This is a genomic window from Microcoleus sp. SVA1B4 (assembly GCF_036700545.1).
Lineage (GTDB): Bacteria > Cyanobacteriota > Cyanobacteriia > Cyanobacteriales > Microcoleaceae > Microcoleus.
In genome coordinates this window covers 1-24358 of record NZ_JAUBPB010000045.1, presented here as the reverse complement: position 1 = coordinate 24358, position 24358 = coordinate 1, and the positions used below count along the sequence as shown (strand labels likewise).

Sequence of the window (24358 nt, the reverse complement as noted above, 5' to 3'; positions counted from 1 at the left end):
TGGGGCTAATTAAATAGCCTTTTTACAACTGAATGGAAAAATTCCCCACCTTCAGTATAACAAATATTATTCTTGAAATAGTATAAGTGTCAATTATTCTTGTGATTTTATTTGTTTTCCTATCGTAATATTTCATTAGATTCTGGCTTGGATTTTAGGGCTTTTTGGACTTCAACGCCTGCTGAATTTTTTGAATCAAATATTGCGAGGAATCTTGATTTCTCACTAAATCTTCCAACTCGGAAGCCGCCACTTCTGTGTGTTCTATTTCTCGAACTAAAGAATCAGGGGTAACACTTTTTATGACTCCCAAAGGTTCTTGGATAGCGGTCAACGAATTGAAATTTTTTTCCGCTATTAATTCTTCCAACTCTAATAGGGCCATTTCGGCGCGATCGATCTTGATAGTCACGGATTTAGCCACATTAGCACCCGCTCTTGCTGCCTCCGTGAGTTCGTGAACTCGAAGTTTAAATCGGCTGGCAATTTGCTCCATTTGAGTCCCCAATTCAAAAGTTTTACTTGCCAGTCTGCCAATTTCTAGACTCACTTTGCTCAGGCCGCTAGGCTGACTTCCCATTTGATTGGTAACTACAGCCACCTGTACTGCTAAATGCCTGACTTGTTCGATCGCCTCCCGGATGGTTCGGGAAGTGCGGTTAACCGTTTCTAAATCATTAGCTATGGCTTTGCCCACGCCCAAAATTTTATCTGTATTGTTGCAAATAGAATTAGCACCTTGAAAAGTAGCTTGAAATGCTTGGCGACCTTCCGAAGAAATCAGTTTTGCAATCCTCACAAATCGCTGATTCATTTGAGCAATTTCTTCAGCTTGTTTGACCAGCGCCGCTTGATGGGAATTCGGATTGACCTGGGATTTTTCTGCTTGACGTTGGTAGCTTTTTAAAAGTTCCTTACATTCATGAACTTTCGCTCTTTCTTGTTGAATCAGCGCCAAATACTTGTGTCTTTCTAGTCTGTATTTTTGAATAGCTTTGTTGGTTTGTGCTAAAATCTTTGACTGGGCAATCACCAGAGTATGAATGTTCAAAAGGCGGTGGCTCTGGTCTTCCATTACCACAATTATCGGTTCATAAATTAAGTCTCTATGCCTGTTGAAAGACGCTTGGACAGCATCGTCAATTTTCCAGTTTTCCGAAAGCAGCAAAGGCGGAATTCTAATAAAATCTAACAAGGCTCGAATCGGGTGTGACCCGTAAAGTTCTACGCGATCGGGAAAACTCATTTGCTCTCGAAATTTGACGCGAGAAATCATGCCCAATACCTGTGATTCATGAGTAATAATGACTCCCGGCAGGTCGGGTTCTTGCTCAAATCTTTCAGCCACTACCTGTCCTAGAGTTGCAGCGCTCACTTGGAAGTCGTGACACGGCAGATGTCCGATCGTGAAATCGGGGGTGAGTTGAGTTGGATTGCTCATTTACCCGGATAGTGTTAAGTACAAGTTAACAAATTATATATTAATATTATAGCTGGCAAAAGTATAGTCATTTATAGACATGGGGGGCGTTAAGTCCCTCCCCTTTCACTTTTGCTTTGAGCGGATCGACCCGCCTCGGCTGAACTACGCAGCTCCCTATCCCATTGCGGAACGCATTTGGGATTGCTTTTCTGAGAATATTGTACGCTGCATTCACATCGGAATTAATTAGCTGACCACTCGACGTTTTGTACAAACCCCGCTTAATCCGTTTACCAGTAAACACAGGCTCTTTTTCTGTTTTTCCATAAACAGGAATTGGGTCTAAACCTAAAAAACTGGATCGGGATGTGTAGGATTCTTCCTGCACAATTACTGTGATTCCCGCCAACCGAGCTTTGTACTCCAACATTTCAATTAATCGAGAGTGAGGAATACTAACAAAGTTTTGATTGGTTTGCTTCCCTAACTCGATTTCTGTTTTCCACTGCGCGTTCTTGCCAATTACTAGCGTCCCAATCTGCTTGGTGAGCAAAAGGTTAATAATTAGACGGCTAGCATGATGTAAGTAATTATCAACTTTTTGATAGCGACAGCGAGTTAAGCGCTGAATCCGGGGTGAAGTTTTGCGATTCCCTTTTAAGTGGGATTGCAATCGTGCTTTCCGCTTGTTGTAGAACTGGTTAATCGATTTCAATGGTCGCCCGTTAATCAACAAAGGGATAAATCCCGGTTGATTTGAAGTTAACGCCACTAAATTATCCAGTCCCAAATCAATACTAGCTACAGAGTTGGCATTGCCAAGGGTGGACTCCGCTTCATCATAAATCACCTCAATTACATAGGAATCACATTTCGGAACCAGTCTAACTTGACAAATCTGGTTGGGATTGAGTTGGGTTTTAATTGAAAGTTCAGTGCCGGAAAGTTTAATAATTCCTTTCTTCAACTGTTTGCTGCTAATTGCTTGAATCGTGTATACTAGAAGGTTTCGCCCTTTAGTCTTATCTTTGTACTTTGGCAATTTTGGGCTACCCGTGAATCTTGAAGAGTCAGCTTTGTAAGCTTTAACGGCTTCAAAAAACGATTTCCAATTCTTGTCTAGCACCATCAAGATTTGCTGACTAACTTTAGCAGGCAAAGCCTTGTATGCTTCATGAGACTTCATCAATCGGTTCATTTCGTTATAACTGACATAACCCCATCCATAAATAAAGCTCTGACGAATGACGTAATTGGCGGCATTGTAGAGGTTTTTGGACTTGAAAGCTAGTTCGTCTATTTGGGCGAAACGGTGTTCCGTGGATTTAATGATGTGCCTCTCTGTTAGCTGCATTTGAGACTTCCCTTCTTTGGGCTGTGCGTATTTCTTGTTCAACACTCATAGCGATATGATACCATTCTTGTTTATAATGGCTTATAAACTCAACGAAGTTTTACAATACTGGAATAAGATTGTTGAAAGTAGTCAACGACCCAGCACGGAAGTGACTGGGCTTCGGGCCTAAAACTTCATTTTTAGTTGACCAGCCTGACACCTTTGATGTCTAGGTTTTTTGAGTAATGACACCAAGCGGATGCGTAGCTAGTCCCCTGTTCTGTCGTTAAGGGTTAAACATTTTTATTTGGGTTAAGGACGTACCATTAGCCGAATCAGCTCAGAAAACAAAGGCGCGTGCTAACTTCACCCCAGCAATGGGAGTGGAATTGCTTAGTTTCCCTCAACAACCCGGTTCACAAACACAACCAGAAGCGATCGATTATACAGCCCTATCCCTTCCCCCTGTTTCCTCCTACCGCTTTCGCGCTCGTAAAACGCTGAAGTGGGGGTTACTCGCCCAGAAGAAAGAGGACAACTATAGGGAAAAATTAACTCTCTGACCCTGGGGCCTTCTATTACCTAGTGTCTGACTATTGTCATCTCAAGTCTGTTGGATCGGCCACGCCAGTTGTCCCACGGGTTCCGTCCTCACAACAGGGGCATTCATATTTTGTTCTTTAAAACAACCGGGAAAATATCTAGATTGAAACCAAAAACCTTAAATCGGACTTTGCCGCTAGCAACCTTTGAGGCTGCTTACCAGTTGTTACAGCAAATGGCTGAAATCCCAGGGGCGATTTGGCTGACCGACGATGCGATCGCTGATTCTCAAAATCTGGAAAATTCGTCGGAAAGGTTTGCAGCAGTAGTATCAGACCATTTTAGCGCGCTGCTGCGGGGCAATCTATTAGATGAGTTCGCAACAAACGGACACAAGCACAGCGAAAAAAATCTCTATTCGCAATTGAATGTGCAGTTGACTTTCGACCCTGGGGCGATCGCCAATTTCCTGTCTACCCTCGCAGACAAACTCGCAGAAATAAAGCCCGCACCCCCGTGGAAAATTGACATTCGCGCCATCAAACAAGCAATTAAAAATATACAGCCCAACTCGGCCGTTCTTCAAAGCGAATTCACCCTAAATTTGCTGGATATTCTAGCTGCTAAGGCCAGCCAAAATAATCGCCTGCCCCTACACAGCCAAACAGAAATAGAGGGAAAATCAGCGCCCAAAATTATAGATCCAGAAACGCTACAAAGCCAGATTGCCGAAGCCGTCAATCAATTACAAATTGCCAGTCCCTGCATTTCATTTTGTCAGCCAGTAGAAGATGCTTTGCAGCAACAGCTTGAACAAGAGCGACTTTTGAATCAGGTGACAACTCAAATCCGCCAGAGTTTGGAATTGCCTGTAATTTTGTCAAAAGCAGTCGAGCAAGTGCGAGAGTTTTTGGAGGTTGATCGCCTGTTAATTTATCAATTTGAAAAAGTGCCAGCGCCGCACAAGGCCGAGTTAGCTAAAGAAAATCCTGCGGCAGTTTCTGGGTGTGGCGAAATCATAGCAAATTCCGGGTCTTACTTGTATTTAGGTCGTGTAACTTACGAAGCTTTAGCTAACGATACTATCTCGTCTGTACTGAATTTTAGTGAAGACGCGCAGTGTTTTACCAATGGAGTCCTTGACCGAGAAAAATATCGCAAAGGTTTGGCTTTGTGCGTCGCGGATGTGGAAACAAGTTACTCTTCGCAGCCTTGTTTTTTAGAGTTGATGCGGCGGGCGAAGGTGCGGGCAAAGTTGCTAGTGCCGATCGTAGTTCAAGACGACTTGTGGGGGCTGCTAATTGCCCACCAGTGTACTTTTCGCGAGTGGGAAGAAAGCAAAAAAACATTTTTGCGACAAATAGCAGAACATTTGGCGATCGCGATTTACCAAGCCGAACTTTATGCACAAGTCCAGCAGCAAAAGCGCACCTCAGAACAGCGCGTAATAGAGCGCACGCGAGAACTGCGCGATGCACTGGTTGCAGCCCAGTCTGCCAGCCTCGCCAAGAGCGAATTTTTGGCAGCTATGAGCCACGAATTGCGGACTCCTCTGACTTGCGTCATCGGCATTTCTGACACGCTGCTGCGGTGGTCTTACGGCAAAGTTGGCAGTAAAGAAGTGCCAGTGCAAAAGCAGCGACAGTACCTGCAAACTATCCGAGACAGTGGCGACCACTTATTAGAATTAATTAACGATATTTTAGATTTATCGCAAGTAGAAGCGGGAAAAGCAGTATTAAAAATTAGTGAATTTTCACTTTCTAAATTAGCTTCTCAGAGCCTGCACGCCCTCAAAGAAAAAGCTGCGGCTAAAGGCGTGGAACTGCTGCAAGAACAGCGGATAAAACAAGAGTGCGATCGCTTTATCGCTGACCCGCGCCGCTTGAGACAAATTCTCTTCAATCTATTAGGAAATGCGATTAAGTTTACTCCCAAAGGCGGGCGAGTCATCCTGCGAGTTTGGGTGACAGAAGATAAAAATCGAACGTCGGCAGTGCGGCATCCCGGTACTGCACCTGCAGGCAGCACCGCTGTTTTTCAAATCAAAGATACCGGCATTGGAATACCCGAAGATCAGCGATCGCTGTTGTTTCAAAAATTCCAGCAGTTGGATTCCCCCTACCGCCGGGAATACGGCGGCACCGGTCTGGGATTAGCCTTAACTAAACAGTTAGTAGAGCTTCACGGCGGTGCGATCGAAGTCAAATCTCAAGTTGATGTCGGCTCTACTTTTACCGTTTTTATACCCATCCAAACTCTAACCAAAGATGAATCCACAAAATTAACCTATGAAAAATCTAATTCATCTTTACCGCTGCATTATTCCTCGCGCGGTAGCCTCGTACTCGTGGAAGAAGATGAAGAAACTGCCATGCTGATTTGCGATATCCTGACAGCAGCAGGACTGCAAGTGGTGTGGATGATTGAAGGTTCAGCGGCGGTGGAACAAATTGAACTTTTGCAGCCGAATGCTGTGATTGTCGATATGCGTTTGCCCGGTATGAATGGCTGCGAAATAATTCACCAACTGCGCGAAAAACCCGCTACTGAAAATATCAAGATTCTGGCTTTAAGCGCTAATGAAATTCCGCCCGATCAGATATCTTTTGTGACGGCGGGAGCTAACGATTGTTTGGCTAAACCGATTCATCCTGAGCAATTGCTGGACAAAATTATTTCTTTAATGGCTGGGATTGGTAATGGGTAATACAATTTTAGATTTTAGATTTTAGATTTTAGATTGGGGAATGACCACGAATTTCAAAGGTGGTACCCGCCACGTGATTTATCCCTGGAATCAATCCAAAATCGAAAATAGAAAATCCTCAAGAAAGAGCATTTATCCGTGGGCTCAATCTAAAATCTAAAATCTAAAATCTAAAATCGATTGACTCATTGGATATGGGTTGGGATATGGTCTACAGTTACATTCTTTTTTTGAACTGGTATAATTTGTAATTCCCAATTACCAATTCCCCATCCGCAATTCCCCATGATTAATTGTCAAATTCCTACAGGATTAATTGTTTCTTGTCAAGCACCTGCTGATTCGCCGCTGCACGATCCGATCGTAATTGCGGCAATGGCTCGAACCGCTATCAATCGAGGTGCATCGGGGGTGCGGATTGACACTCCGGCTCACATTGCAGCAGTGCGAAAACAGATATCCGCTCCCATAATTGGGATTTGGAAGCAGCAATTGCCGGGATGCGAGATTTACATTACTCCTCGGTTTGAAGACGCGCGGGCGATCGCCACTTCGGGAGCCGATATTATCGCCGTTGATGCTACTCTGAGAAACCGTCCTCCCGGCGAAGAGTTAAAGACGTTAATCGCGCGAATTCACAGTGAATTGGGCAAATTAGTGATGGCGGATGTAGATACAATAGAAGCTGCGATCGCGGCAGCCGAAGCTGGTGCAGATACTGTAGCAACTACTCTTTTTGGCTATACTTCCCAGACGGAAAAATTTTCGCCGCCGGGATTTGATTTGGTTGCGGAAATGGTAGAAAAGCTTAAGGTTCCCGTTATCTGCGAAGGCGGGATATCGGGGCCGGAAATGGCTAAAAAAGCCTTGGATTTAGGAGCGGCGGCTGTTGTTGTTGGGACAGATATTACTGGGATTGATCTTAAGGTGACAGCCTATAAGTCGCTGATGGGGAAGGAAGTTCGGCAACGGATTGTTTAACGGATGTAACGGATGTAACGGATGTAACGGATTGAAGGAAGTTCGGCAACGGATTGTTTAACGGATGTAACGGATGTAACGGATTGAAGGAAGTTCGGCAAGGGATGTAACGGATGTAACGGATGTAACGGATGTAACGGATGTAACTTATATCTTGCACCCTTCTCAATTAGCTTTTTAGGAACAGGCTTTTCGGCCTGTTCCACAAGAAAATATACTCTTTGTGGAACGGGCCCCAGAGCCCGTTCTTGAGAATGGTGCAAGATGTGAGATGTAACGGATTGAAGGAAGTTCGGCAACGGATTTTTTAACGGATGTAACGGATGTAACGGATTGAAGGAAGTTCGGCAACGGATTTTTTAACGGATGTAACGGATGTAACGGATTGAAGGAAGAAGGGAGAATAAATATTCGGCGATTGAAATCGCTTGTAAGGAAACGAAACGCGCAAGGTAAGGGTGGGGAATATCGGGCGATTTCTATCGCCCTTTATCAGGGGAAGTTGCTAAATCAGTGCGCCGTTGATAAAGCTGCTAACTACAGCCAAGGCGATCGCCCCCAGTACCGCGCTCCAAAGGCCCATCCGCAAACTAAATCCTTCAACTAGCTTCGCAGCCGAGGCAAAAACAATCACATTCATTACAAAAGCAAACGCGCCGGAAAGCAATCCCAGCGTCAGTAGGTTCGGCACGAAAAAAACTGCTTTCAGAATTGGCAAAATTAAAACATTCAACATTCCCAAAACCGCAGCGGAAATTACTGCTTTCGGTGTGCTGTCAATTTCTACGCCGATCGGCAGTTGAGAAATTAGCAGCAAGCTGCTACCCGTCACCAGCCAAGCAATCAAAAAATCGATCGGTTCCACAGCGCCCCTACCTCCTTAACAGTTGAATTGTCAGAAAAACCTGATATTTAACATACATCTTATATAGCTTAATTAAACAATCCGGCTGATTCGTCTGCCAATCGACAGAATTTATGTCTGTTACTAAAGAGTGAGAAGTTATAATCCCTGTAATCATCGGCCCAATCATCCGGATGGGGCCCGTATCAACCTGTTAGTTGAATAAAAAGAGCAGATTAATTAATATGGCTGGCGATTTTTCTTTTAACTCTAAAGTCCGATTCGACAAAAATGGCTTGGACAATGCTTCACGGCAACGCAGCCGATCGCTCCAAGTTATGATTTTTATGCTGCTCGTCACTACCTTGATGGCGCTACCAATATTTCGTCTAGCCGAATTGCAACTGGTACAGGGAGCCTACAACCGACAACGGGCGGAAAATAACCGCATTCGCCCTGTTTCAGTCCCAGCGACTCGCGGTCAAATTTTAGACCGCAACGGCAAAATTTTTGCGGCCAGCCGCGTATCTCGATCGGTCTATGTGTGGCCAAAAGAGCGATCGGCCAAAGAGTGGCAAGAGATCGCCGCTACACTGGGCCCGATCGTCAAACTTCCGGCAGCCGAAATTGTCAAAAAAATCGATGGAGCCGGCTACAAATCAGCGCTACCAGTGCGAATTAGTAAAGATATCGATGTCGGTACTTTCGTCGCTTTGGGAGAACAAGCTAATACTTTGCGGGGAGTTGAAATTCGCGTAGAATCGAGCCGAGACAATCCCCACCAGCAATTAGCAGCTCACCTTTTGGGGTACGTCGGCGAAGCTAGTTTAGAGCAATTAAAAGCTAATCCTGCATATCCGATGGGGATGCTCGTGGGTCAAATGGGAGTGGAAAAATTAGCCAATTCAACTTTAGAGGGCGTTTGGGGAAACCGTTTAATCGAGGTGAATGCTAAGGGCGAGGAAATCCAAGATTTAGGTGTAAAAGACCCTATTCCCGGCAAACCGGTGCAGCTAACTTTAGATTTAGATATGCAGAAAACTGCAGAAAAAGCTTTGGGCGATCGCCTGGGTGCAGTTGTGGCGATCGACGTAAAAACCGGAGCTCTTTTAACAATGGCTAGTTGGCCGACATTTGACCCCAATATTTTCACCCGCAAGGTGACTCAAACAGAATGGGAGCGGCTGCAAGGGCCAGAAAAACCGTTTTTAAATCGAGCCGTTCAAGGTTATCCAGTCGGTAGCACTTTTAAAATTGTCACTGCTATAGCGGGGATGGAGTCGGGCAAGTTTTCTCCTGACTCGACTGTGGCCACTTCTTCTTCAATTACGATCGGCGGAATTTCTTTTAACGAACACAGCGGCGGTTACGGCGTTATCGGTTTCCGCGACGCTTTAGCCTACAGCAGCAATACGTTTTTCTATCAAGTAGGTATGGCTGCTGGCCCCGAACAAATGGCAAAAGCGGCTAAAGCGATGGGCATTGGCGGTACTATTAATTTAGACCTTTTGGGGTTGGAATCCGCCAATCACGGTCAAGTTCCGGTACCAGCAGAGAAACAGAAAATGTATGGGGAAGATTGGTATGTTGGGGATACGGTAACAATGTCGATCGGTCAAGGTTTGGTACTTTGTACTCCCTTAGAATTGGCTGTGATGGTGTCAACTGTTGCTAATGGCGGTTATCGAGTTCAGCCGCATTTATTGGCTTCTCAAACTAACACTCCTATTACCAAAAAAGTTCCCACAGGTATTAAGCCTGCCACTTTGAATGTTGTTCGCGAGGGATTGATTGACGTGGTGAAAAAAGGTACTGGCAAACGCATGAATGATGGTACTATTCCTTTAAGTGCTGGTAAGACTGGGACGGTGGAAATGCCCGGTCATCCTGACAATTCTATGTTTGTGGGTTTTGCTCCCGCTGACAAACCGGAAGTTGCGATCGCAGTTATAGTTGAAGGCGGCGGATTTGGTTCTGTATCGGCGGCACCAATTGCTCAAGAGGTATTCCGAACCTATTTTCAAAAGCAGGGTTTTAAACCTACTAATAAGCCTCTCTAGTCATTCGTTAATAGTTGACTGTTGGCTGTTGACTGTTCTCAGTTTGTCCCATACTTCGATCGCACTATTCTTGATATATTGGAAAAGTGCGATCGATCAAAAGTTTTCCCCTACCAATCGTCTCACTTCCACGGTTGATAAATTCATCATTTGCGCTACCTGTTCCCGACTCATTCCAGAATTTAAGAGTTGAGTTACGAGCGATCGTAATGTTGACTCCGCTGCCAGTCGTGCTTGCTCAGATTGTTGAAAGGCTGACTCCGCTGCTAGTCTGGCTTGTTGCTCAGCGAGTCGTCCCAGTTTTTCTTCCTTATGAGTCTTCAAAAACTCACCCGTTTCAGGAACTCTAAACCTCAATTCTCCTGAAATTAGATGCAATTCCAGTCCCAGCACTTCACTGAACAACCACAGCGTATCGAAAGCGATATTGTTGGCAGCAATCGGCTCGTACTGATTGTTTATTAGACGTACTCCCTGTAAAATCGGATTTAGGTAATCTCCCGACGGATCGTACTGAAAATATTCCCTAACTCCCAAAGCTCGATAAATTTCCGGTTTGGTTTCTTGGTCTTTCGTCTGAGTTGTTTCCGAAGTAATTTCTAACACAAAATCTGGAGTAATTCCGCCTTCTTCCCAAACTTTATAATTATCCCTTTTGCGGTTGGCAACTCCAAACACCACATAAATATCGGGAGCAACAACCGCTTGGTTGTTCCCTTGTTCATAATAAATGAAAGAATTGGCTGACACGTAAACATCAGAACGTTCTTGAAAGTAAAGCTTGACAGCTTCAACGCTGTAAGTCATGTAATCGCGCGTGATGTCGCTTTCAGCCATCGGCTCTCCGTCGCTGCTGGGATATTCAATTTCTAGTTGTTCGACTTGAGTTAAAATTGTCATTTTTCAATTTTCCTCAAAGTTAATTAATTTAATGGTAGCATTCTGTCAGGTTTGAGAAAGTTTCAATATCCTCAAAAAAATCAACAGCGGTAAGGTGTGCACTGCACACCTACATAATTAGGTGCTGCGTCCTGGACTGTAAGGCTGTTAAGATGGTGTACAGATACAGACTCTTTAAATTCTAATTAATCCCTCTGTCTAAAATAATCATTTCCGAACCAACAACCGGACTTCTAGCTATTAACTTGCCTTCCATATTCGCAATTTCTAACTTGCTGAAATCGAGTGAATTAGCCTCCTTCCACATCTTCGTTGCTAGTTGATTTTGCTCAACTTCGCTGAGTTTGTACCAATCTTCAGCGACTTTTACTGTCAAAATGCTGCTGGAAAAATTAGCTTGAACAGACTCAACTAAACCGCCGCCCAGTCGATTCTTAATGTCAGTAACTTGATTTTGAATCGCAGCAATCAGAGACTGTTCGGGCGTCAGCGGCGGCGGTGGGATAATTTCTACTGGTTGGGGTTTTTTCGGTGCTACTAAATCGGGCAACTTGCTTTTGAATTTAGTAGAGATTGGCTCAGATGGTACGATCGCCTCTGGGGATTTCGGCGTTCCCGATGCCATAAAATCATCAAATGTTGGCGACGACTGCTGCGCTGCTGGTAAAGGCACTTTTGCTACTTTCTCCGGCGGTTTTGCTGAGAAACTGTTGAAAGTTAAACCGACTACAACGATCAGAATTGCTGCTATGGCGGCGTTTAAAATTGGATCGGACAGCTTCTGGTTCGTAGATGGTGGCAGTAGCGATCGCACTAGCCGCACAATACTTTGCCAAAGTATACCGACGTTCTGTAAAAAGCTCCCTTCAGTGCGTTGGGATACAGGTTTTTTATCAACTTTTACAGCAACTTTTGGTGGCACGCTGTTAACTTCCGCAGCAACAGCCGCAGGAGTTACTGTTGCTGAGTCAGAAGCGGTGGGCGCGATCGGCTTTTCTTGCTGCAACGGGGGTTCGGCTGGTAATTTTTGGCCTTTTTTTCCCAAGTTCCCAATCGATGCAATCAAAGTTTTGATTCTCTGATTTTTGGGAACCGCGCTGCTGGCATTTTGAGTTTTGCTGCCAGTGGGGGCAGACTTTGCAGCCGAAGCAACCTCCGGTGTCGGAGATTGAGAGGGTTCTGGAGTTGGTTGGTTTAGTTGTTCTTCTGACATTTTCTCTGCCTTGGGGCGTTGCAAATATATGTAAACGAGATAAATTTTAATTGAGCCATCTCAACCTTAATTTATCATTTAACTTAGTTGTAACCGAATCAAAATGAGCATCAAACGTCGTCACTTTCTAATTTTAGGCAGTCTCAGCAGCTTAGGTTTTGCCGGAGTCTCGAAAATGATTCAGCTTCGGACTTCCTCCGGTAGAGACGCCAACGCTGCTGTCCCTTCTAACGTTGAGGCAGAAAGGGCGATCGTCCCTTTACCGGCCTCACAGCCTATTTTACGCTTTATTTCGGTAGCCGACACCGGTACCGGCGCTGAAGGTCAGTATGCTGTCGCTGAGGCGATGACCCAATATCACCGGGAAAACCCTTTTAATGTTGCTGTTCTCGCCGGCGACAATATCTACAATAACGGCGAAATTGAAAAAATTAATGCTGTTTTCGAGCGACCTTATCAGCCATTATTACAGCAAGGTGTAAAATTTTATGCTTGTCTGGGAAATCACGATATCCGCACTGCTAACGGCGATCCGCAAGTTAAATATGCGGGTTTTAATATGCAAGGTCGCTACTATACTTTTCGCCGCGATCCCGTACAGTTTTTTGCTTTAGATACGAATCACAATGCGGATTGGAAAAATCAGCTTGTTTGGCTAGAAAAAGAGTTGAGTCAGAGCACCGCACCTTGGAAAGTTGTGTTTGGCCACCACCAGATTTATTCCTCTGGGGTGTATGGAGTGAATCAACCTTTTATTAAGACTTTGACGCCTTTGTTTCAAAAGTACGGCGTGCAGCTTTATATCAACGGACACGATCACAGTTACGAACGTACTCGCTCGATTAACGGTACGACTTATTTAATTTGCGGTGCCGGCGGGGGCACTCGTCCGGTGGGGCGTTCTGAGTGGACGGAGTATTCTGCTAGCCGCCTGAGTTTTGCGACGTTTGATGTCTATGAAGACCGGATGTTTGTCAGTTCTATCGGTACTGACAAACGGGTTTTTGACCGAGGGGTGATTCAAGTGCGATCGGCTTAATTTAGATTATATTCAGGAGGCAACAAAATGAATAGGGGTTTGAGAGCCAATAAAACGGGTTTTGTTTTAGAAACAACTGTAGAAGGTACGTTGAGAGGCCACGGATATATCGAGATATGTCCCCAGTTGCCGAAAAAGCGCAAGCGAGATTGGCTCTTAAGCTCTACTGAAAATTCCAAGCGATATGCTAAACAGGTTTATATCGGAGCTAGCATTTATGAAACTGAAATAAATGTCGATTTTTATATTGTTAATTCCGCTTTGTTTCCTCTGGGTCTAATTGTTGAGTGCAAATGGCAAGAAGACAAAGGTTCAGTAGATGAAAAGTATCCTTACCTCAATTTAAATATTAAAAATTGTTATGGGGTTCCTACTATTGTTATAGTGGGTGGTGATGGTATGAGACAAGGTTCGATCGACTGGTTTAAAAAACAAATTCCTGACAATGACAATCTGTTGGCAGTTCACAAGCTCGAAGGTTTTATTACCTGGGCTAACAAATATCTGTAACAGGAATTATGGAACTTTGCCTCGTGTGGGGAAACTACGTATTGCTCCTACAAAATATGCTTAGGAGTGCGAATTAAATAATTTACACTCTTGAAAGTGGGAAGTAGGGGTTGGGCTTATAGCCCATCCTTTCTGGACGGGCGGGACGCCCATCCCACAAGAACCATCACGCATTCTAAGTTATTTAATTCTCATTCCTTAATTAGAGACTTTCCTTAAGGAAGATTTAAAATAAACGTATTAATACTTCTTTGATTTTGCCGCGCTTAAAACTATTAGAATTAATGCCCCTAGATGCTGATATTTCAATGAGTTTTGGCAGAGATTGATTGGGGAAAATTTGAGTATCGCGGTAGATTTTTTCGATAAAATCGCAGTTAGAATTAGACAGCATAACTTTCACGCCTCGTTCTGCAAGTTCTGCAAAAATATCTCTCAGTTTAAGCTGTTCCGATTCTTTAAAATTATCCCGGCTGTAAGTCGTGAAGTTACTGGTGGCACTGATTGGATAATAAGGCGGGTCAAAATAAACAAAGTCTTCGCTGCTGGTAGCAAAATCCAAAATTTCATCGAATTTTCTGACTTCAATTTGAGCGGGCGCGAGTAAAGATGAGACCGATCGCAGTAAATCTGCTTGACAAATGTTAGGATTTTTGTATCGACCTATGGGAACATTAAATTCACCTTTTGAGTTTTCTCTGTAGAGGCCGTTGTAACAAGTTTTATTTAGGTAAATCAGGCGTGCTGCTTTTTCTGTATCTGTTTTGTAGGAGCGCGATCGCACCGAGTAATAATAATCTTTATTGTTCTTGCTGTGTTCTGACTGATGCTCCTCTAAAAGGAGAATCAGCTCCTCAACTTTATCCCTGACACAGCGATAAGCATTAATCAACTCAGGATTAATATCTGTTAAAACAGCTTGCAAACCAGGGTGCTGCTGTGCTAAGTAAAAAAATACAGCTCCGCCACCCAAAAAAGGCTCGTAGTAAGTTGTGAACTTTTCAGGAAAATAAGGTTGATATTGTCCAATCAACCGAGTTTTGCCTCCTGCCCATTTCAGAAAGGGACGTGGCAAGACGAAAGAAGGTGCGGCAGCAGACATTTATCTAGAAATAACGGCCCTATAATATTTATCACAACTAGAACTCAATAGACATACTTCTGAAGTTGTTACCGGAGGTGGCGTGGCATTAAACAGAGAGTGCTGGAGCCATCGGCGAAAAGTTTTCGTTAGAATTATATATGTCAGCCTCGCCGGCAAAAATGCCCGATCGCCCGATCGGCAGATTTAGCTCCGGCTGTGCCAAAATTGTCTAACTCGCTCACAAGTGTTACCAGTCAAAGATTGTGCTGTGACACTTTACCCCACCAAGCCCATGCAAGATTTTATTAATAACGTCTCTCGCTACCCGCGCTTTTTCATTACGATATGCCTGGGAATTTTCTTTTTCCTGTTCGAGCGACTCAAACCCCTGCTCGATCGACCGGCAACTGCGATCGCCCTGATTAGTTCGATTGTAGCGACTTTTGTCTTTCTAACTTTTACACTGCGGGCTATGTTAGGCCTGAGTTCGGTTTAAAGCCTGCGCTTGAACGCAAACATCAACGGCAAATTCAGTTAAAACACTAACTCCCAAAGTAACTGCGAACTCTTGCAGGCGATCGCACACTTGACAATAGTCGCTGCGATAGATTGGAAGAGGAAGTTAGTCAGCAGCGTTACGTCAGCGCTGCTCAACCAAGGCGCAGGCAAACATTACCGAAGTGCAGGACAAGCGTTTGGGGCTATCAACATTCACTGGGGAAATACTGCACCTCTGTTTCCCCGGTGTCCCACTTAATCATTAGGAAGCGGCACACCCCGCCCCGCTTTCCTCTCCCGTTAACCTGACGGTATCACGAGAGTTTCCAGCGGACAAGACAGATGAAGTTTGAACATATCTATCAATTTTTTCAAGACCCCCCTCCTGTTTATCTAAACAAGGAATTAGCTGTGTGTTACATTCTCTCCGTGTTATTGCGCGGAGATTCCTACGGTACAGAACTGATTGGCCAACTAGAGAGGGAATTCCCCATCTACCGACTTTCTGATACCGTTCTCTACAGCGCTCTGAAATTCCTTGAAGATGAAGCCGTAATCACCGGTTACTGGAAAAAAGTAGAAGGACGAGGCCGCCCCCGCCGGATGTATCAAATCCTCCCTGAGTGGCGGCACCAAGCTCAAGACCTCGCTCGTCTCTGGCACGATTACATTGGTCAGGGAAACGGCGTTTCAGAGCGTCGTTCCCGCGCCTTAGAAACTGGTCACACAGGTTAGCCGAGTTTGAATCGGATGCCTCAACCCTGGAGATGCTGGCGCTACTTGCAAAGCGATTTGCCTGTCCGAAGCCTTCGCTTTGCTCGATCGCCACACAGCGATTAAAGCAGCTACACTACGTCAGGACTTACGCATTGTCACTTGAGAATTAGGGATGATGGGGAGATATGGGAATTGGGTGATGGAGAGCAAAACGCCTTGCAGAAGAAGCTTTCTGCGAATTTTGATAACAAAGTGTCTGCGTAAGTCCTCGATCGCTTTAGTATGTTAAGTTCTGTAAAGTAATAGTAGATAATTTCAATTACACAAACTTCTACCGATGGATACTACTGTTCTTTCTTCAACGTTTGTAATCACGCTGCTGCTGGCTGTTGGCTTGTTTTTCTTCATCAAGGCTTCAGTCAAAGATCGAATCGAACAAGTCAAGCTGGCTTCCGAGAGCGCCCAAGAGTCACTGTTAACCGACTTACAACAGTATTTTGCCGATAGAGCTTACCGAGTTGCAGCAGTCGATGCCCCCAACTATAAAGTCACGTTTGAGGGTTTTGTGCGGCCGAGTTGGTTTCTAGCTATTTTTCTAACTCTGCTGAGTGCAGGCGGCACTCTGTGCTTGGGACTGGTTTTGGGAATGCTAGTTCCCCAGCAGGGCCAAATTTTCCTAGCTTTGGTACTGCTGTCCCCGCTGGCGGGGGTATTTTACTGGAAAAAAGCTGGACGCTCTGAGCAAGTCTCGCTCAAACTCGAATCAGTTGCTGAGTCGGGAAGCCAAACCAAGAGCTTTGTTACTGTCCGAGCTCACCGCGATGAACTAGCAGCCATGCAAAAAGCTTTAGATTTGAAACCGATCGATTAAAAGTTTGACGCGGAACGTTTTTTGATATGCTAGATGCCGTAGTTAGACTGCGAGCAGACAAACCGATGACTAAGGAGCAGCTCTCTCGTTGATCAACCCGTGGCTGTTTTTTTTATCCACTTGTTCGATAGACAAATTCGATCGACAAATTCGATCGACCAAACAGTCAATCAAAAAAAACCATTATCGTGAAAGTGCCAATTGTGGCGATCGCCCTTGGGCTGCGATCACGCCTGTTGCGATGGCTCCTTATACCCTAATTTCTAAGGACTTTTCGCAGAAATTTCAGTTGGCACTCTCCAGACAATGAGAACTCTCGCGCTTTTGTTAAAAAACTTAGAAAAACATTGCTGTCAATGTTTTGAGCTAAACATTTTGAGCTATGCGCGGGCAGCTGACACCACAGGAATTTTTTCTGTGGTAGCTTCCAACATCACCTTTAAGCTGGGAAACAAGAAATGGTTCTCTTCTACATATTGGGCTCCAAATAAACCTTTTTCAGCCCAGAAGTATCTGTCAGTGGTATGCTCGTTACGCTTGACTAACAGCAATGCTGGGGGAGCAATGCCTTCTGCATGGATGAACTTGCGAGCCGCTGTTACGGGTTTATCTTCGCCGCTCTCGATGCTATATTGAGGCACACACTCTAAAATTCTGCGTCCTTCTTGTCGGCGGCGACTCTTGCGTTTGCGTCTCCTGGCCAATTTCTTTACCTCCTCTGTGAGCAGACAGTATGAGCAGACAGGTTGTAATGATAGCTACCAAATCCGAGGCCAGTATATCCGTTCTAGCTCAAAATTTCAACTGTTTTTAATATATCGACATAATCTTAACATTCGTGCCGATCGACAAAAGTGTAGCGGTTGTGATATGGTTGGCCGCAAGTTCGGGCAATATCAAAGCTTGGGGATCGGTGGAAGCTGCGCGGACGGGGATGCGGGGCAATTTGGGTTCATGAAAGCCCCATGCCTTCAACATAGCTGCCTTCTATCAAAGGGAATAAATCTGAAATCTAGAAGTCTCTCATCAGTAATCGGCAGCCGATCATTTGTAATTTACTTAGAATTCCGTTAGATATCTTAATGTGGCGCTCATGTTAATGCCAGCGAGTTCAGAATTTGTCAAACTTTGCCGTTCGCAGGTGGCCATCGCCGTTAGTTTGGGAGCGAAATTCAGCGCGGTATACCTGACACAAGAGTTGGTAGAAGGCAGCGAAGCAAAGTTGGTGCCGATCGCAGTTTACCCAGAAACCTCAGCCGAATTGGAAGAAAATCAGGGGTTGAGGTTGCAATCTTCCGAAAGCTCGACAGTGAAACCGGTACCGCGACTGCTGGCGCCGCCTGTTGAGGTGGAAGAATCAACGGTAGGGGCGATCGCACCCGATCGACTTCCGGGTAAGGAGCGCACTTCCCATCAGTGCCAAGGCCCGGAGAATTTGTGGCAGCAGCGGATGCAAATTGTGACGCCTCTGATACACGAGGGAGCTGTAATGGGACTCCTAGTCAGCGGTAGGCAAGACAGGCCTTGGAACGAGCGAGAGGAGGCTCAGATACAACAAATTGCTCGCACCTTAGCCCTAGCCTGCATTTTAGACCAGCGGTCGCAGTGGATGCAGCAGGAATTGGGTTCGGCCCGGCAAATCCAGGCTCAGGTTTACGACACGATGCACAATTTGCTGCACCAGTTCAAAAGTCCGCTGACAGCGTTGCGAACTTTTGGCAAGCTGTTAGCGCGGCGGCTGGTACCCGAAGACAAAAACCGCAATGTGGCTTTTAGTATTGTCCGAGAGAGCGATCGGCTGCAAGAGTTGCTCGGCCAGTTCGATCGAACCGTTGACACCGGCGAAGCACATCTAAAACTGCGATCGGACACTTCCGAAACAACAACATCCAATGTGGAATTAATCCGGCATTCTCCTCTGTCGCTGTCACCTGCAGCCAATTTGCAGGAATCCTGTTTTGTTACAGAAGTCTTAAAACCGCTGTTAATTTCCGCCGAGGCGATCGCCTCTGAAAGGAATCTGAAATTGGTAGGCGACTTGGAGGCGGATTTGCCACCAGTCTCAGCGAACGATCGAGCTTTGCGCGAAGTTTTGAGCAATTTAATTGACAATGCTTTGAAATATACCCCTGCCGGCCGCCAAATTTATATTAAAGTCAGGTACAAAGCAGCGGATGGCGATCGGGCAGGATACAGCCAATTGCCTGCCATAGCAGTTGCCGTCAGCGACACAGGTTCCGGCATTCCTCCCCAGGATTTAGAGCATTTATTTGAGCGGCACTACCGGGGAGAAAAAGCGCAGACAGAAATTCCGGGTACAGGATTGGGTTTGGCGATCGCCCGCGATTTAGTCCGCCAAATGCAAGGAGAAATAGAAGTATTTTCCCCAGTCAATCCTGAATGGCTGCCATCGGCGGAAACTCATTTATATCCAACCGATCGCGGCACTACATTTGTGGTTTGGCTGCCGGTGAATAATTAACGAACTCTATTGCTTAGAGACCTTTTTTATGAAGCATCTACCTTTATTCAATCAAATTCCCAAGTTTTCAACTTCTTTAGAAGTTTTCAAAAAACACTTTTTTCGTGTACGGTTTTTAGCTGCTTTTAACATTCTGACTCTTCTGATTTTGTGCGCGCTGAGCATATACGCCAAACTCAACAACCAGGGAGACGGAGTTGAACGCCTGTTTAGCGATCCTTTTAATTTCTGGTTCCCTTACGAAGGCATTCTCACCGGAGTTTCCGAAGTCCTATGGTGCACCCCAGTCGCAATTTGTGCATTTACTTTCGGAGTGCTGCGCCAAAAAGAGCCGCGGAGTCGATCGGGGATATTCTTATTTTTTAGTGCTTTACTGCTGGGAGTCTTTTTCCTAGATGACAGGTTTCGGATGACTTTGATTATTTCTCGGTTGGGAATATCTAAGAAATTAATTTATTTGTGTTATGGTAGTGCAGTTTTCCTTTACGGAGTTAAGTTTTGGCGATACATCAAAACCACTCCTTACCTGCCATTAGTCGCAGCATTCCTATTGTTGGCTATCTCGCGGTTTGCGGATCCTTTACACTTGCGAAATCAAGGAGTACACGCGATGTTAGAAGATGGCACTAAATTATTAGCTCTTCTGAATTTAGCCCTGTATTTTTGGTACGTCTGTCATCATGAAGTTTGGCGGCATTTCCAGCAAAGCGAAAAGCGTTGATCTCCTCCATGATATTACAAAAAAAGGCCTGGCTGAATTAGGGTATCACTAAGCAACACCGGCGATCGCGTAAAACCAAAATAATTTCTTTGATTTTGATATGGCATCGGAAGCTCAGCAAATTTTAGAGAGTGAATTAATAATCGAAGGGAATGTCTGAGCAACTTGTTGCCTGATTTAGAATAACAAAAAGTTTTTCCTGTCAAACGAGCTATCAGGATGTGTTAATCTTGTATTTACGCGCTCAACAATTTAGCAGCGCCCTAACTGAGGTAGCACCGGATTCATAGGCTTTAACTATTTTTTTACGAAACTCGATCGCATAAAGTTTCATTTTTTCGGCTTATCTACGGAATGCAGTGTACTAAATATACATGGAATATACTGTATTTTTACGACACAGTTAGTAACGCCTCGGAAGAGATTGTTAAAAAATATATTGAAAACCAACACAATTAAGTTAGAAGAATGTGGCTAAAGCCGCATCAAGTCCACACCCCAGAAAAGGAGGGACTTGATGCGGTAAAAAATTCTGTCAGAATTCCGATTAATGAGGAATTAGCAATTACCCTATTCTCATGCAACTGAAAACCGGTATACGATCAATTCAGCCCGATGAGTTTTCTAGGCATCCGCTACGGTGGCGATCTTAGTGGATCTACAGATAGTCGGCAGATCAATAATAAACTGCGTTCCCTGCTCTGGCGTAGAAATACACTCCAATTGACCGCAGTGTTTTTCTATCAGAATTTTTCTGCTGATGGACAATCCCATGCCTGTACCTTTTCCTATGGGCTTAGTAGTAAAAAAGGGAGTGAAAAGTTTAGCACGAACTGTTTCGGTCATGCCCACACCATTATCAGAAATTGTTACCAGGATGTGGGAAGCCGAGCTAATGTTGTCAGGCGAATTGCCGGGTACAACTTCAGTCCGAATCAAAATCTGGGGGTGAAAAACTGCACCATCTTCTCTACTTAGCCGCTCTTCTAAAGCATCTATAGCATTCGCTAAAAGGTTCATAAACACCTGATTGAGCTGACCGGCATAACAGTTCACAAGCGGCAATACGCCATAGTCTTTTATCACATTGATAGCAGGGCGATCGGACTTAGCCTTTAGTCGGTGCTGTAAGATCATCAAAGTGCTATTAATGCCTTCGTGGATATCTACTGATTTAATTTCAGTTTCATCCAACCGAGAAAAATTGCGTAGAGAGTGAACAATATTGCGAATGCGTTCGATCCCTAACTGCATGGAAGAAAGCAATTTTGGTAAATCATCTATGATAAATGGCAACTCTGCATCTTCTATTTCATGGACAATTTCTGCTTCAGGTTGTGGGTAATACCTTTGGTAAAGATTCAACATATTAATGAGTTCTTTAATATAGTCGTTGGCGTGGGACAGATTGCCGTAAATAAAGTTAACCGGATTGTTGATTTCATGAGCGACACCTGCAACTAATTGACCAAGACTAGACATTTTTTCACTTTGAACTAGCTGGAGTTGTGTTTCTTGGAGTTGTTTGACAAAATGATCTAAAGCAACAGATTTTTGGTGCTCTTTTTCTTCACTGAGACGGAGTGCTTTCTCTACTTGTTCGCGTCGCTCTATTTCAGCCTGCAAACTCTGACTCAGAGAAAAACTTCTCAAAGCTGTTAGGATCGTAGTGTATAGCTTTGATGTCGTTAATTCAGTTTTAGTTTTATAGTCATTAATATCGTAATTGATAATAATGCTTTTTTCCGGTACTTGTCCGGGTTGACCCGTGCGTAAAATAATTCGCACTAACTGATTGCCTAAAACTTCTCGGACATATTTAACAAAGTTTAAGCCAGCATCATCTGTTTCCATAATTACATCTAGTAAGATGATGGCAACATCAGGATTTTCTTGGATTAGCTGTCTAGCTTCACGAGCGGAGTAAGCATTAATGAAGGTTAAAGATTTATTCTCAAAGACAAACTTCCTGAGTGAAATTTCGGTAGCGGTGTGAACTTGAGCCTCATCATCTACAACTAAAATTTTCCAGCTTTCACTCAGTTTTTCTTCTGTGGTTTCATCTGCAAACAATATCTCGTCATCCGAGTCGATTACTTCGGCAAAGTATACTGTTTCTGGAGATGGTTGAGTTAAGAAATCGTCAAAATCACTTTTCATTGCTGTACACCTTTATTTTTTACTAATGTGTAGGTTTGAAGTTAGAAAACCTGTTAAGCTAAGCAAAAGGCAGAAGGGAGAAGATTTACACAGCAACCTTTTCAGTCATCCTTATTTTACTTCTAATTAGGTGGACTTACTTAGTTATCTTGGCCAGGAAATCGGAATTAGAACTCTACATTGGTGAATCAATTTGCATCGGTAATTTAATAATAAACTTGGTGCCTCTTCCCACCTCACTTAGACATTCAATTTCACCTTTTAGTTTTTGGGTGACTAAATTGTAGACAATATGTAACCCTAACCCACTGCCACCTTGACCACGCTTAGTGGTAAAAAATGGCTCAAAAATTTTACTTAAGTTTTCTGGGGGAATACCTTTACCTTCATCGGCGTATTCAAATTTGAGCCGATTACCTTCTTGCTCCCAAGCAAAGATTAGTTCCCCAGAAATCCCTGGTTCGTAGGCATGAATCAGAGAATTGATTAGCAAGTTTGTCACAACTTGGGACAAGGCTCCTGGATAAGAATCTATAGCAATTTTGCTATCTCCCTTAATTTTAAGCGAATGTTGGCTATTTTTCAACTTTGGTTTTAATTGTAATAAAATTTCATCAAGATAAGGTCTGATCTGGAAAGTACGTCGTTCTTCGCTAGAGCGATCGACTGCTACTTGCTTAAAGCTTTGAATCAAGGCTGCTGCCCGCTCTAGGTTAATTAGAAGTGCCTTACTGCTTTGGGTAGCAATATCGACAAATTCTTCTAAATCCGATCGCTTCATTTTGCCACTTTTATAAATAGATGCAAATTCTGTGGTATTTTCTGCCAAAGCTGAAGCAACCGTGACACCAACTCCGATGGGAGTATTAATTTCGTGGGCAACACCAGCAACTAATCCTCCCAGAGATGCCATTTTTTCAGATTCGACTAGCTGTGTTTGGGTGGCTTTTAAAGCCTCTAGGGTGTTCGATAATTGTTGAGTCCGATCGCTCACTAATTGCTCTAAGTTTTGATTAAACTCCTGTAAATTTTTGTAAAGCTGAGCATTCTCAATGGAAATAGCAATTTGGGCAGATAAAAGTTTTAACAATTCTAGGCGATCAGTAGTAAAAGCCCCCTCAGTCAAATTATTTTCCAAATAAAGAAGGCCAGTCAGCTTACCTTGGTGCAGCAGAGGAGTGCAAAGAATAGACTTCGGTTGAGTAGCTGCAATATAAGGATCGCGGGTAAATTGTCCCTCTTGAGCCGCATTATTTAACACCACATTTTCCTGAGTGCGAATCACATAATTGGCGATCGCACTTGCAAGCAAAGGAGAACCCCCAGAAGCTGCTATCGGATTGAGAGGAAGCGATTGCAGCACACTAACTTCATCCTCCTGCACCGAACCTTCCGCCTCAATCGCCCAGTTTCCCCCTTTTTCTAAAATCAAAAAACCTTTTTGCGCCCCCGCATTCTCGATCGCAATTTTCATCAATCTTTCCAGCAACCTACTCAAAACAATTTCACCCGAAATCGCGAAAGAAGCTTTCATCACCGTAGTTAAATCTAGCGTCTCACCCAAATTGCTGCTAGTAGTCGCCGTCGTTGTTCGGTTTTTTGTTTGAGTAGTTGTCTTCCCTGAAGTTCTCACTATTAATTGGGGATATTTTTCCTCCAAACTCTCAACTTTACGTTTAGCCCCCCAGTATTGATAGCCATAGTGGGCTTTAGTCAGGTAGATGTGGGCAAATTCTTCTTTCTCCTTCCCCAACCAGAACTTAGCAGCCAATTCCGCCGCCAGCGCTTCATTCTGAATAAAATCATGCTCTCTAGCCAGAGCAATCGCGCGATCGTACAAATCCATCGCCGACAAATCAAAACCTGAAATCCTCGCCATTTCTGCCGCCACCAGCCAGAACTTATGTGCAAAACTTTCCGAGCAATTATCCGCCCAAACTTTGATTTGTTTCTGATTAGCTTCTAATTGCAGCCAGTAATCTTGTCGCTCCAATTCAGAAACCTCTGAATACAGAGCCGTTAAAATCAGACAACGGTAAAAATAATGGTGAGCACTAGAAATATGACCCATCAAATAATCAATCAGCTCTGCCGCGCGATCCGATGCTTCTAGCGCCTCACTATACTGTTCGTAAAGATAGAAAGTCTGCGCCTTTAAAACATAAAACTCACACAGCGCTGCCATGCTTTTACGGCTATGAAAATTTTCTAAATGCTGTTCTTCGCTAACTTCATCCTCTTCTCCCATCAAATTTAAAATTGCTAT

At 44.2% G+C, this 24358-nt stretch carries 22 protein-coding genes and 1 pseudogene; 12 read left to right on the top strand and 11 right to left on the bottom strand.

Annotated elements, in window-relative coordinates:
- Positions 1-154: 154 nt before the first annotated feature.
- Positions 155-1441, bottom strand: coding sequence for a chemotaxis protein (locus QT987_RS19610; protein WP_333243162.1), 1287 nt, complete (start codon positions 1439-1441; stop codon positions 155-157).
- Positions 1442-1508: 67 nt separating this feature from the next.
- Positions 1509-2777, bottom strand: coding sequence for a transposase (locus QT987_RS19605; RefSeq protein ID WP_333243159.1), 1269 nt, complete (start codon positions 2775-2777; stop codon positions 1509-1511).
- Positions 2778-3465: 688 nt separating this feature from the next.
- Here QT987_RS19605 and QT987_RS19600 point away from each other — a divergent pair.
- Together QT987_RS19600 and QT987_RS19595 are read left to right on the top strand one after the other, a co-directional pair.
- The gene (locus QT987_RS19600) at positions 3466-6012 is read left to right on the top strand and encodes an ATP-binding protein (protein WP_333243156.1); all 2547 of its coding nucleotides are present in this window, start codon (positions 3466-3468) and stop codon (positions 6010-6012) included.
- A 285-nt stretch (positions 6013-6297) separates the two neighbouring features.
- Positions 6298-6993 (top strand): N-acetylmannosamine-6-phosphate 2-epimerase, encoded by a 696-nt coding sequence (locus QT987_RS19595; RefSeq protein WP_333243153.1) that lies wholly within the window; start codon positions 6298-6300, stop codon positions 6991-6993.
- A gap of 505 nt (positions 6994-7498) precedes the next feature.
- Here QT987_RS19595 and QT987_RS19590 read toward each other — a convergent pair.
- On the bottom strand, positions 7499-7858 hold the full coding sequence (locus QT987_RS19590) for a phage holin family protein (RefSeq protein ID WP_333052282.1): 360 nt from the start codon (positions 7856-7858) through the stop codon (positions 7499-7501).
- 224 nt (positions 7859-8082) lie between these two features.
- Here QT987_RS19590 and mrdA point away from each other — a divergent pair, with 224 nt between their 5' ends.
- On the top strand, positions 8083-9897 hold the full coding sequence (gene mrdA, locus QT987_RS19585) for a penicillin-binding protein 2 (protein ID WP_333243150.1): 1815 nt from the start codon (positions 8083-8085) through the stop codon (positions 9895-9897).
- Positions 9898-9993: 96 nt separating this feature from the next.
- Here the strand turns inward: mrdA and QT987_RS19580 are convergent, their stop codons facing one another.
- Together QT987_RS19580 and QT987_RS19575 are read right to left on the bottom strand one after the other, a co-directional pair.
- Complete coding sequence (locus tag QT987_RS19580) at positions 9994-10797, bottom strand: Uma2 family endonuclease (protein ID WP_333243147.1); 804 nt, start codon at positions 10795-10797, stop codon at positions 9994-9996.
- A 181-nt stretch (positions 10798-10978) separates the two neighbouring features.
- Positions 10979-12010 carry a hypothetical protein gene (locus tag QT987_RS19575; protein ID WP_333243144.1) on the bottom strand — a complete coding sequence of 344 codons (1032 nt, stop codon included), beginning with the start codon at positions 12008-12010 and terminating at the stop codon, positions 10979-10981.
- 103 nt (positions 12011-12113) lie between these two features.
- Between QT987_RS19575 and QT987_RS19570 the strand changes: the two genes are divergently transcribed.
- Both QT987_RS19570 and QT987_RS19565 read left to right on the top strand, forming a co-directional pair.
- Complete coding sequence (locus QT987_RS19570) at positions 12114-13049, top strand: metallophosphoesterase (RefSeq protein ID WP_333243141.1); 936 nt, start codon at positions 12114-12116, stop codon at positions 13047-13049.
- A 27-nt stretch (positions 13050-13076) separates the two neighbouring features.
- Positions 13077-13559, top strand: a complete 483-nt coding sequence (locus QT987_RS19565; protein ID WP_333243138.1) for a PD-(D/E)XK nuclease superfamily protein — start codon at positions 13077-13079, stop codon at positions 13557-13559.
- 226 nt (positions 13560-13785) lie between these two features.
- Here the strand turns inward: QT987_RS19565 and QT987_RS19560 are convergent, their stop codons facing one another.
- Positions 13786-14661, bottom strand: a complete 876-nt coding sequence (locus tag QT987_RS19560; RefSeq protein WP_333058440.1) for a DNA adenine methylase — start codon at positions 14659-14661, stop codon at positions 13786-13788.
- A 274-nt stretch (positions 14662-14935) separates the two neighbouring features.
- Between QT987_RS19560 and QT987_RS19555 the strand changes: the two genes are divergently transcribed.
- From QT987_RS19555 to QT987_RS19540, 4 genes are all read left to right on the top strand, one after another.
- Positions 14936-15139 carry a DUF751 family protein gene (locus QT987_RS19555; protein WP_190657763.1) on the top strand — a complete coding sequence of 68 codons (204 nt, stop codon included), beginning with the start codon at positions 14936-14938 and terminating at the stop codon, positions 15137-15139.
- A gap of 90 nt (positions 15140-15229) precedes the next feature.
- Positions 15230-15400, top strand: a complete 171-nt coding sequence (locus QT987_RS19550; RefSeq protein ID WP_333243135.1) for a hypothetical protein — start codon at positions 15230-15232, stop codon at positions 15398-15400.
- An 83-nt stretch (positions 15401-15483) separates the two neighbouring features.
- Positions 15484-15876 carry a PadR family transcriptional regulator gene (locus QT987_RS19545; RefSeq protein WP_333243132.1) on the top strand — a complete coding sequence of 131 codons (393 nt, stop codon included), beginning with the start codon at positions 15484-15486 and terminating at the stop codon, positions 15874-15876.
- 319 nt (positions 15877-16195) lie between these two features.
- Positions 16196-16729, top strand: a complete 534-nt coding sequence (locus tag QT987_RS19540) for a cofactor assembly of complex C subunit B (RefSeq protein WP_333243129.1) — start codon at positions 16196-16198, stop codon at positions 16727-16729.
- A 380-nt stretch (positions 16730-17109) separates the two neighbouring features.
- Here QT987_RS19540 and QT987_RS19535 read toward each other — a convergent pair whose 3' ends face one another.
- Both QT987_RS19535 and QT987_RS19530 read right to left on the bottom strand, forming a co-directional pair.
- A complete protein-coding gene (locus QT987_RS19535; RefSeq protein WP_333066452.1) occupies positions 17110-17433 on the bottom strand; it encodes a DUF3155 domain-containing protein in 324 nt (107 codons plus the stop codon).
- Between the two features lie 106 nt (positions 17434-17539).
- Positions 17540-17707: a hypothetical protein gene (locus tag QT987_RS19530; protein ID WP_333243126.1), complete on the bottom strand. Its 168-nt coding sequence runs from the start codon at positions 17705-17707 to the stop codon at positions 17540-17542.
- Between the two features lie 121 nt (positions 17708-17828).
- Between QT987_RS19530 and QT987_RS19525 the strand changes: the two genes are divergently transcribed.
- Together QT987_RS19525 and QT987_RS19520 are read left to right on the top strand one after the other, a co-directional pair.
- Complete coding sequence (locus QT987_RS19525) at positions 17829-19211, top strand: sensor histidine kinase (protein ID WP_333243123.1); 1383 nt, start codon at positions 17829-17831, stop codon at positions 19209-19211.
- A gap of 28 nt (positions 19212-19239) precedes the next feature.
- Complete coding sequence (locus tag QT987_RS19520; RefSeq protein WP_333243120.1) at positions 19240-19932, top strand: hypothetical protein; 693 nt, start codon at positions 19240-19242, stop codon at positions 19930-19932.
- 14 nt (positions 19933-19946) lie between these two features.
- Here QT987_RS19520 and QT987_RS19515 read toward each other — a convergent pair.
- A pseudogene (locus tag QT987_RS19515) lies at positions 19947-20181 on the bottom strand (hypothetical protein); the annotation flags it as partial.
- Between the two features lie 105 nt (positions 20182-20286).
- On the opposite strand from QT987_RS19515, the gene QT987_RS29995 reads away from it, so the two are divergent.
- On the top strand, positions 20287-20391 hold the full coding sequence (locus QT987_RS29995; RefSeq protein ID WP_445299645.1) for a transposase: 105 nt from the start codon (positions 20287-20289) through the stop codon (positions 20389-20391).
- 165 nt (positions 20392-20556) lie between these two features.
- Here QT987_RS29995 and QT987_RS19510 read toward each other — a convergent pair whose 3' ends face one another.
- Together QT987_RS19510 and QT987_RS19505 are read right to left on the bottom strand one after the other, a co-directional pair.
- Positions 20557-22092 carry an ATP-binding protein gene (locus tag QT987_RS19510; protein ID WP_333243117.1) on the bottom strand — a complete coding sequence of 512 codons (1536 nt, stop codon included), beginning with the start codon at positions 22090-22092 and terminating at the stop codon, positions 20557-20559.
- A 175-nt stretch (positions 22093-22267) separates the two neighbouring features.
- Positions 22268-24358 (bottom strand): GAF domain-containing sensor histidine kinase (locus QT987_RS19505; protein WP_333243114.1); only part of this gene is annotated, 2091 nt, incomplete at its 5' end.

What these genes read in the sequence shown, in the direction of transcription:
- QT987_RS19610 (WP_333243162.1), bottom strand. Translation starts at nt 1,441, where the DNA reads ATGAGCAATCCAACTCAACTCACCCCCGATTTCACGATCGGACATCTG.
- QT987_RS19605 (WP_333243159.1), bottom strand. Translation starts at nt 2,777, where the DNA reads ATGCAGCTAACAGAGAGGCACATCATTAAATCCACGGAACACCGTTTC.
- QT987_RS19595 (WP_333243153.1), top strand. Translation starts at nt 6,298, where the DNA reads ATGATTAATTGTCAAATTCCTACAGGATTAATTGTTTCTTGTCAAGCA.
- mrdA (WP_333243150.1), top strand. Translation starts at nt 8,083, where the DNA reads ATGGCTGGCGATTTTTCTTTTAACTCTAAAGTCCGATTCGACAAAAAT.
- QT987_RS19580 (WP_333243147.1), bottom strand. Translation starts at nt 10,797, where the DNA reads ATGACAATTTTAACTCAAGTCGAACAACTAGAAATTGAATATCCCAGC.
- QT987_RS19575 (WP_333243144.1), bottom strand. Translation starts at nt 12,010, where the DNA reads ATGTCAGAAGAACAACTAAACCAACCAACTCCAGAACCCTCTCAATCT.
- QT987_RS19570 (WP_333243141.1), top strand. Translation starts at nt 12,114, where the DNA reads ATGAGCATCAAACGTCGTCACTTTCTAATTTTAGGCAGTCTCAGCAGC.
- QT987_RS19565 (WP_333243138.1), top strand. Translation starts at nt 13,077, where the DNA reads ATGAATAGGGGTTTGAGAGCCAATAAAACGGGTTTTGTTTTAGAAACA.
- QT987_RS19560 (WP_333058440.1), bottom strand. Translation starts at nt 14,661, where the DNA reads ATGTCTGCTGCCGCACCTTCTTTCGTCTTGCCACGTCCCTTTCTGAAA.
- QT987_RS19555 (WP_190657763.1), top strand. Translation starts at nt 14,936, where the DNA reads ATGCAAGATTTTATTAATAACGTCTCTCGCTACCCGCGCTTTTTCATT.
- QT987_RS19545 (WP_333243132.1), top strand. Translation starts at nt 15,484, where the DNA reads ATGAAGTTTGAACATATCTATCAATTTTTTCAAGACCCCCCTCCTGTT.
- QT987_RS19540 (WP_333243129.1), top strand. Translation starts at nt 16,196, where the DNA reads ATGGATACTACTGTTCTTTCTTCAACGTTTGTAATCACGCTGCTGCTG.
- QT987_RS19530 (WP_333243126.1), bottom strand. Translation starts at nt 17,707, where the DNA reads ATGTTGAAGGCATGGGGCTTTCATGAACCCAAATTGCCCCGCATCCCC.
- QT987_RS19525 (WP_333243123.1), top strand. Translation starts at nt 17,829, where the DNA reads ATGCCAGCGAGTTCAGAATTTGTCAAACTTTGCCGTTCGCAGGTGGCC.
- QT987_RS19520 (WP_333243120.1), top strand. Translation starts at nt 19,240, where the DNA reads ATGAAGCATCTACCTTTATTCAATCAAATTCCCAAGTTTTCAACTTCT.
- QT987_RS29995 (WP_445299645.1), top strand. Translation starts at nt 20,287, where the DNA reads ATGCAGTGTACTAAATATACATGGAATATACTGTATTTTTACGACACA.
- QT987_RS19510 (WP_333243117.1), bottom strand. Translation starts at nt 22,092, where the DNA reads ATGAAAAGTGATTTTGACGATTTCTTAACTCAACCATCTCCAGAAACA.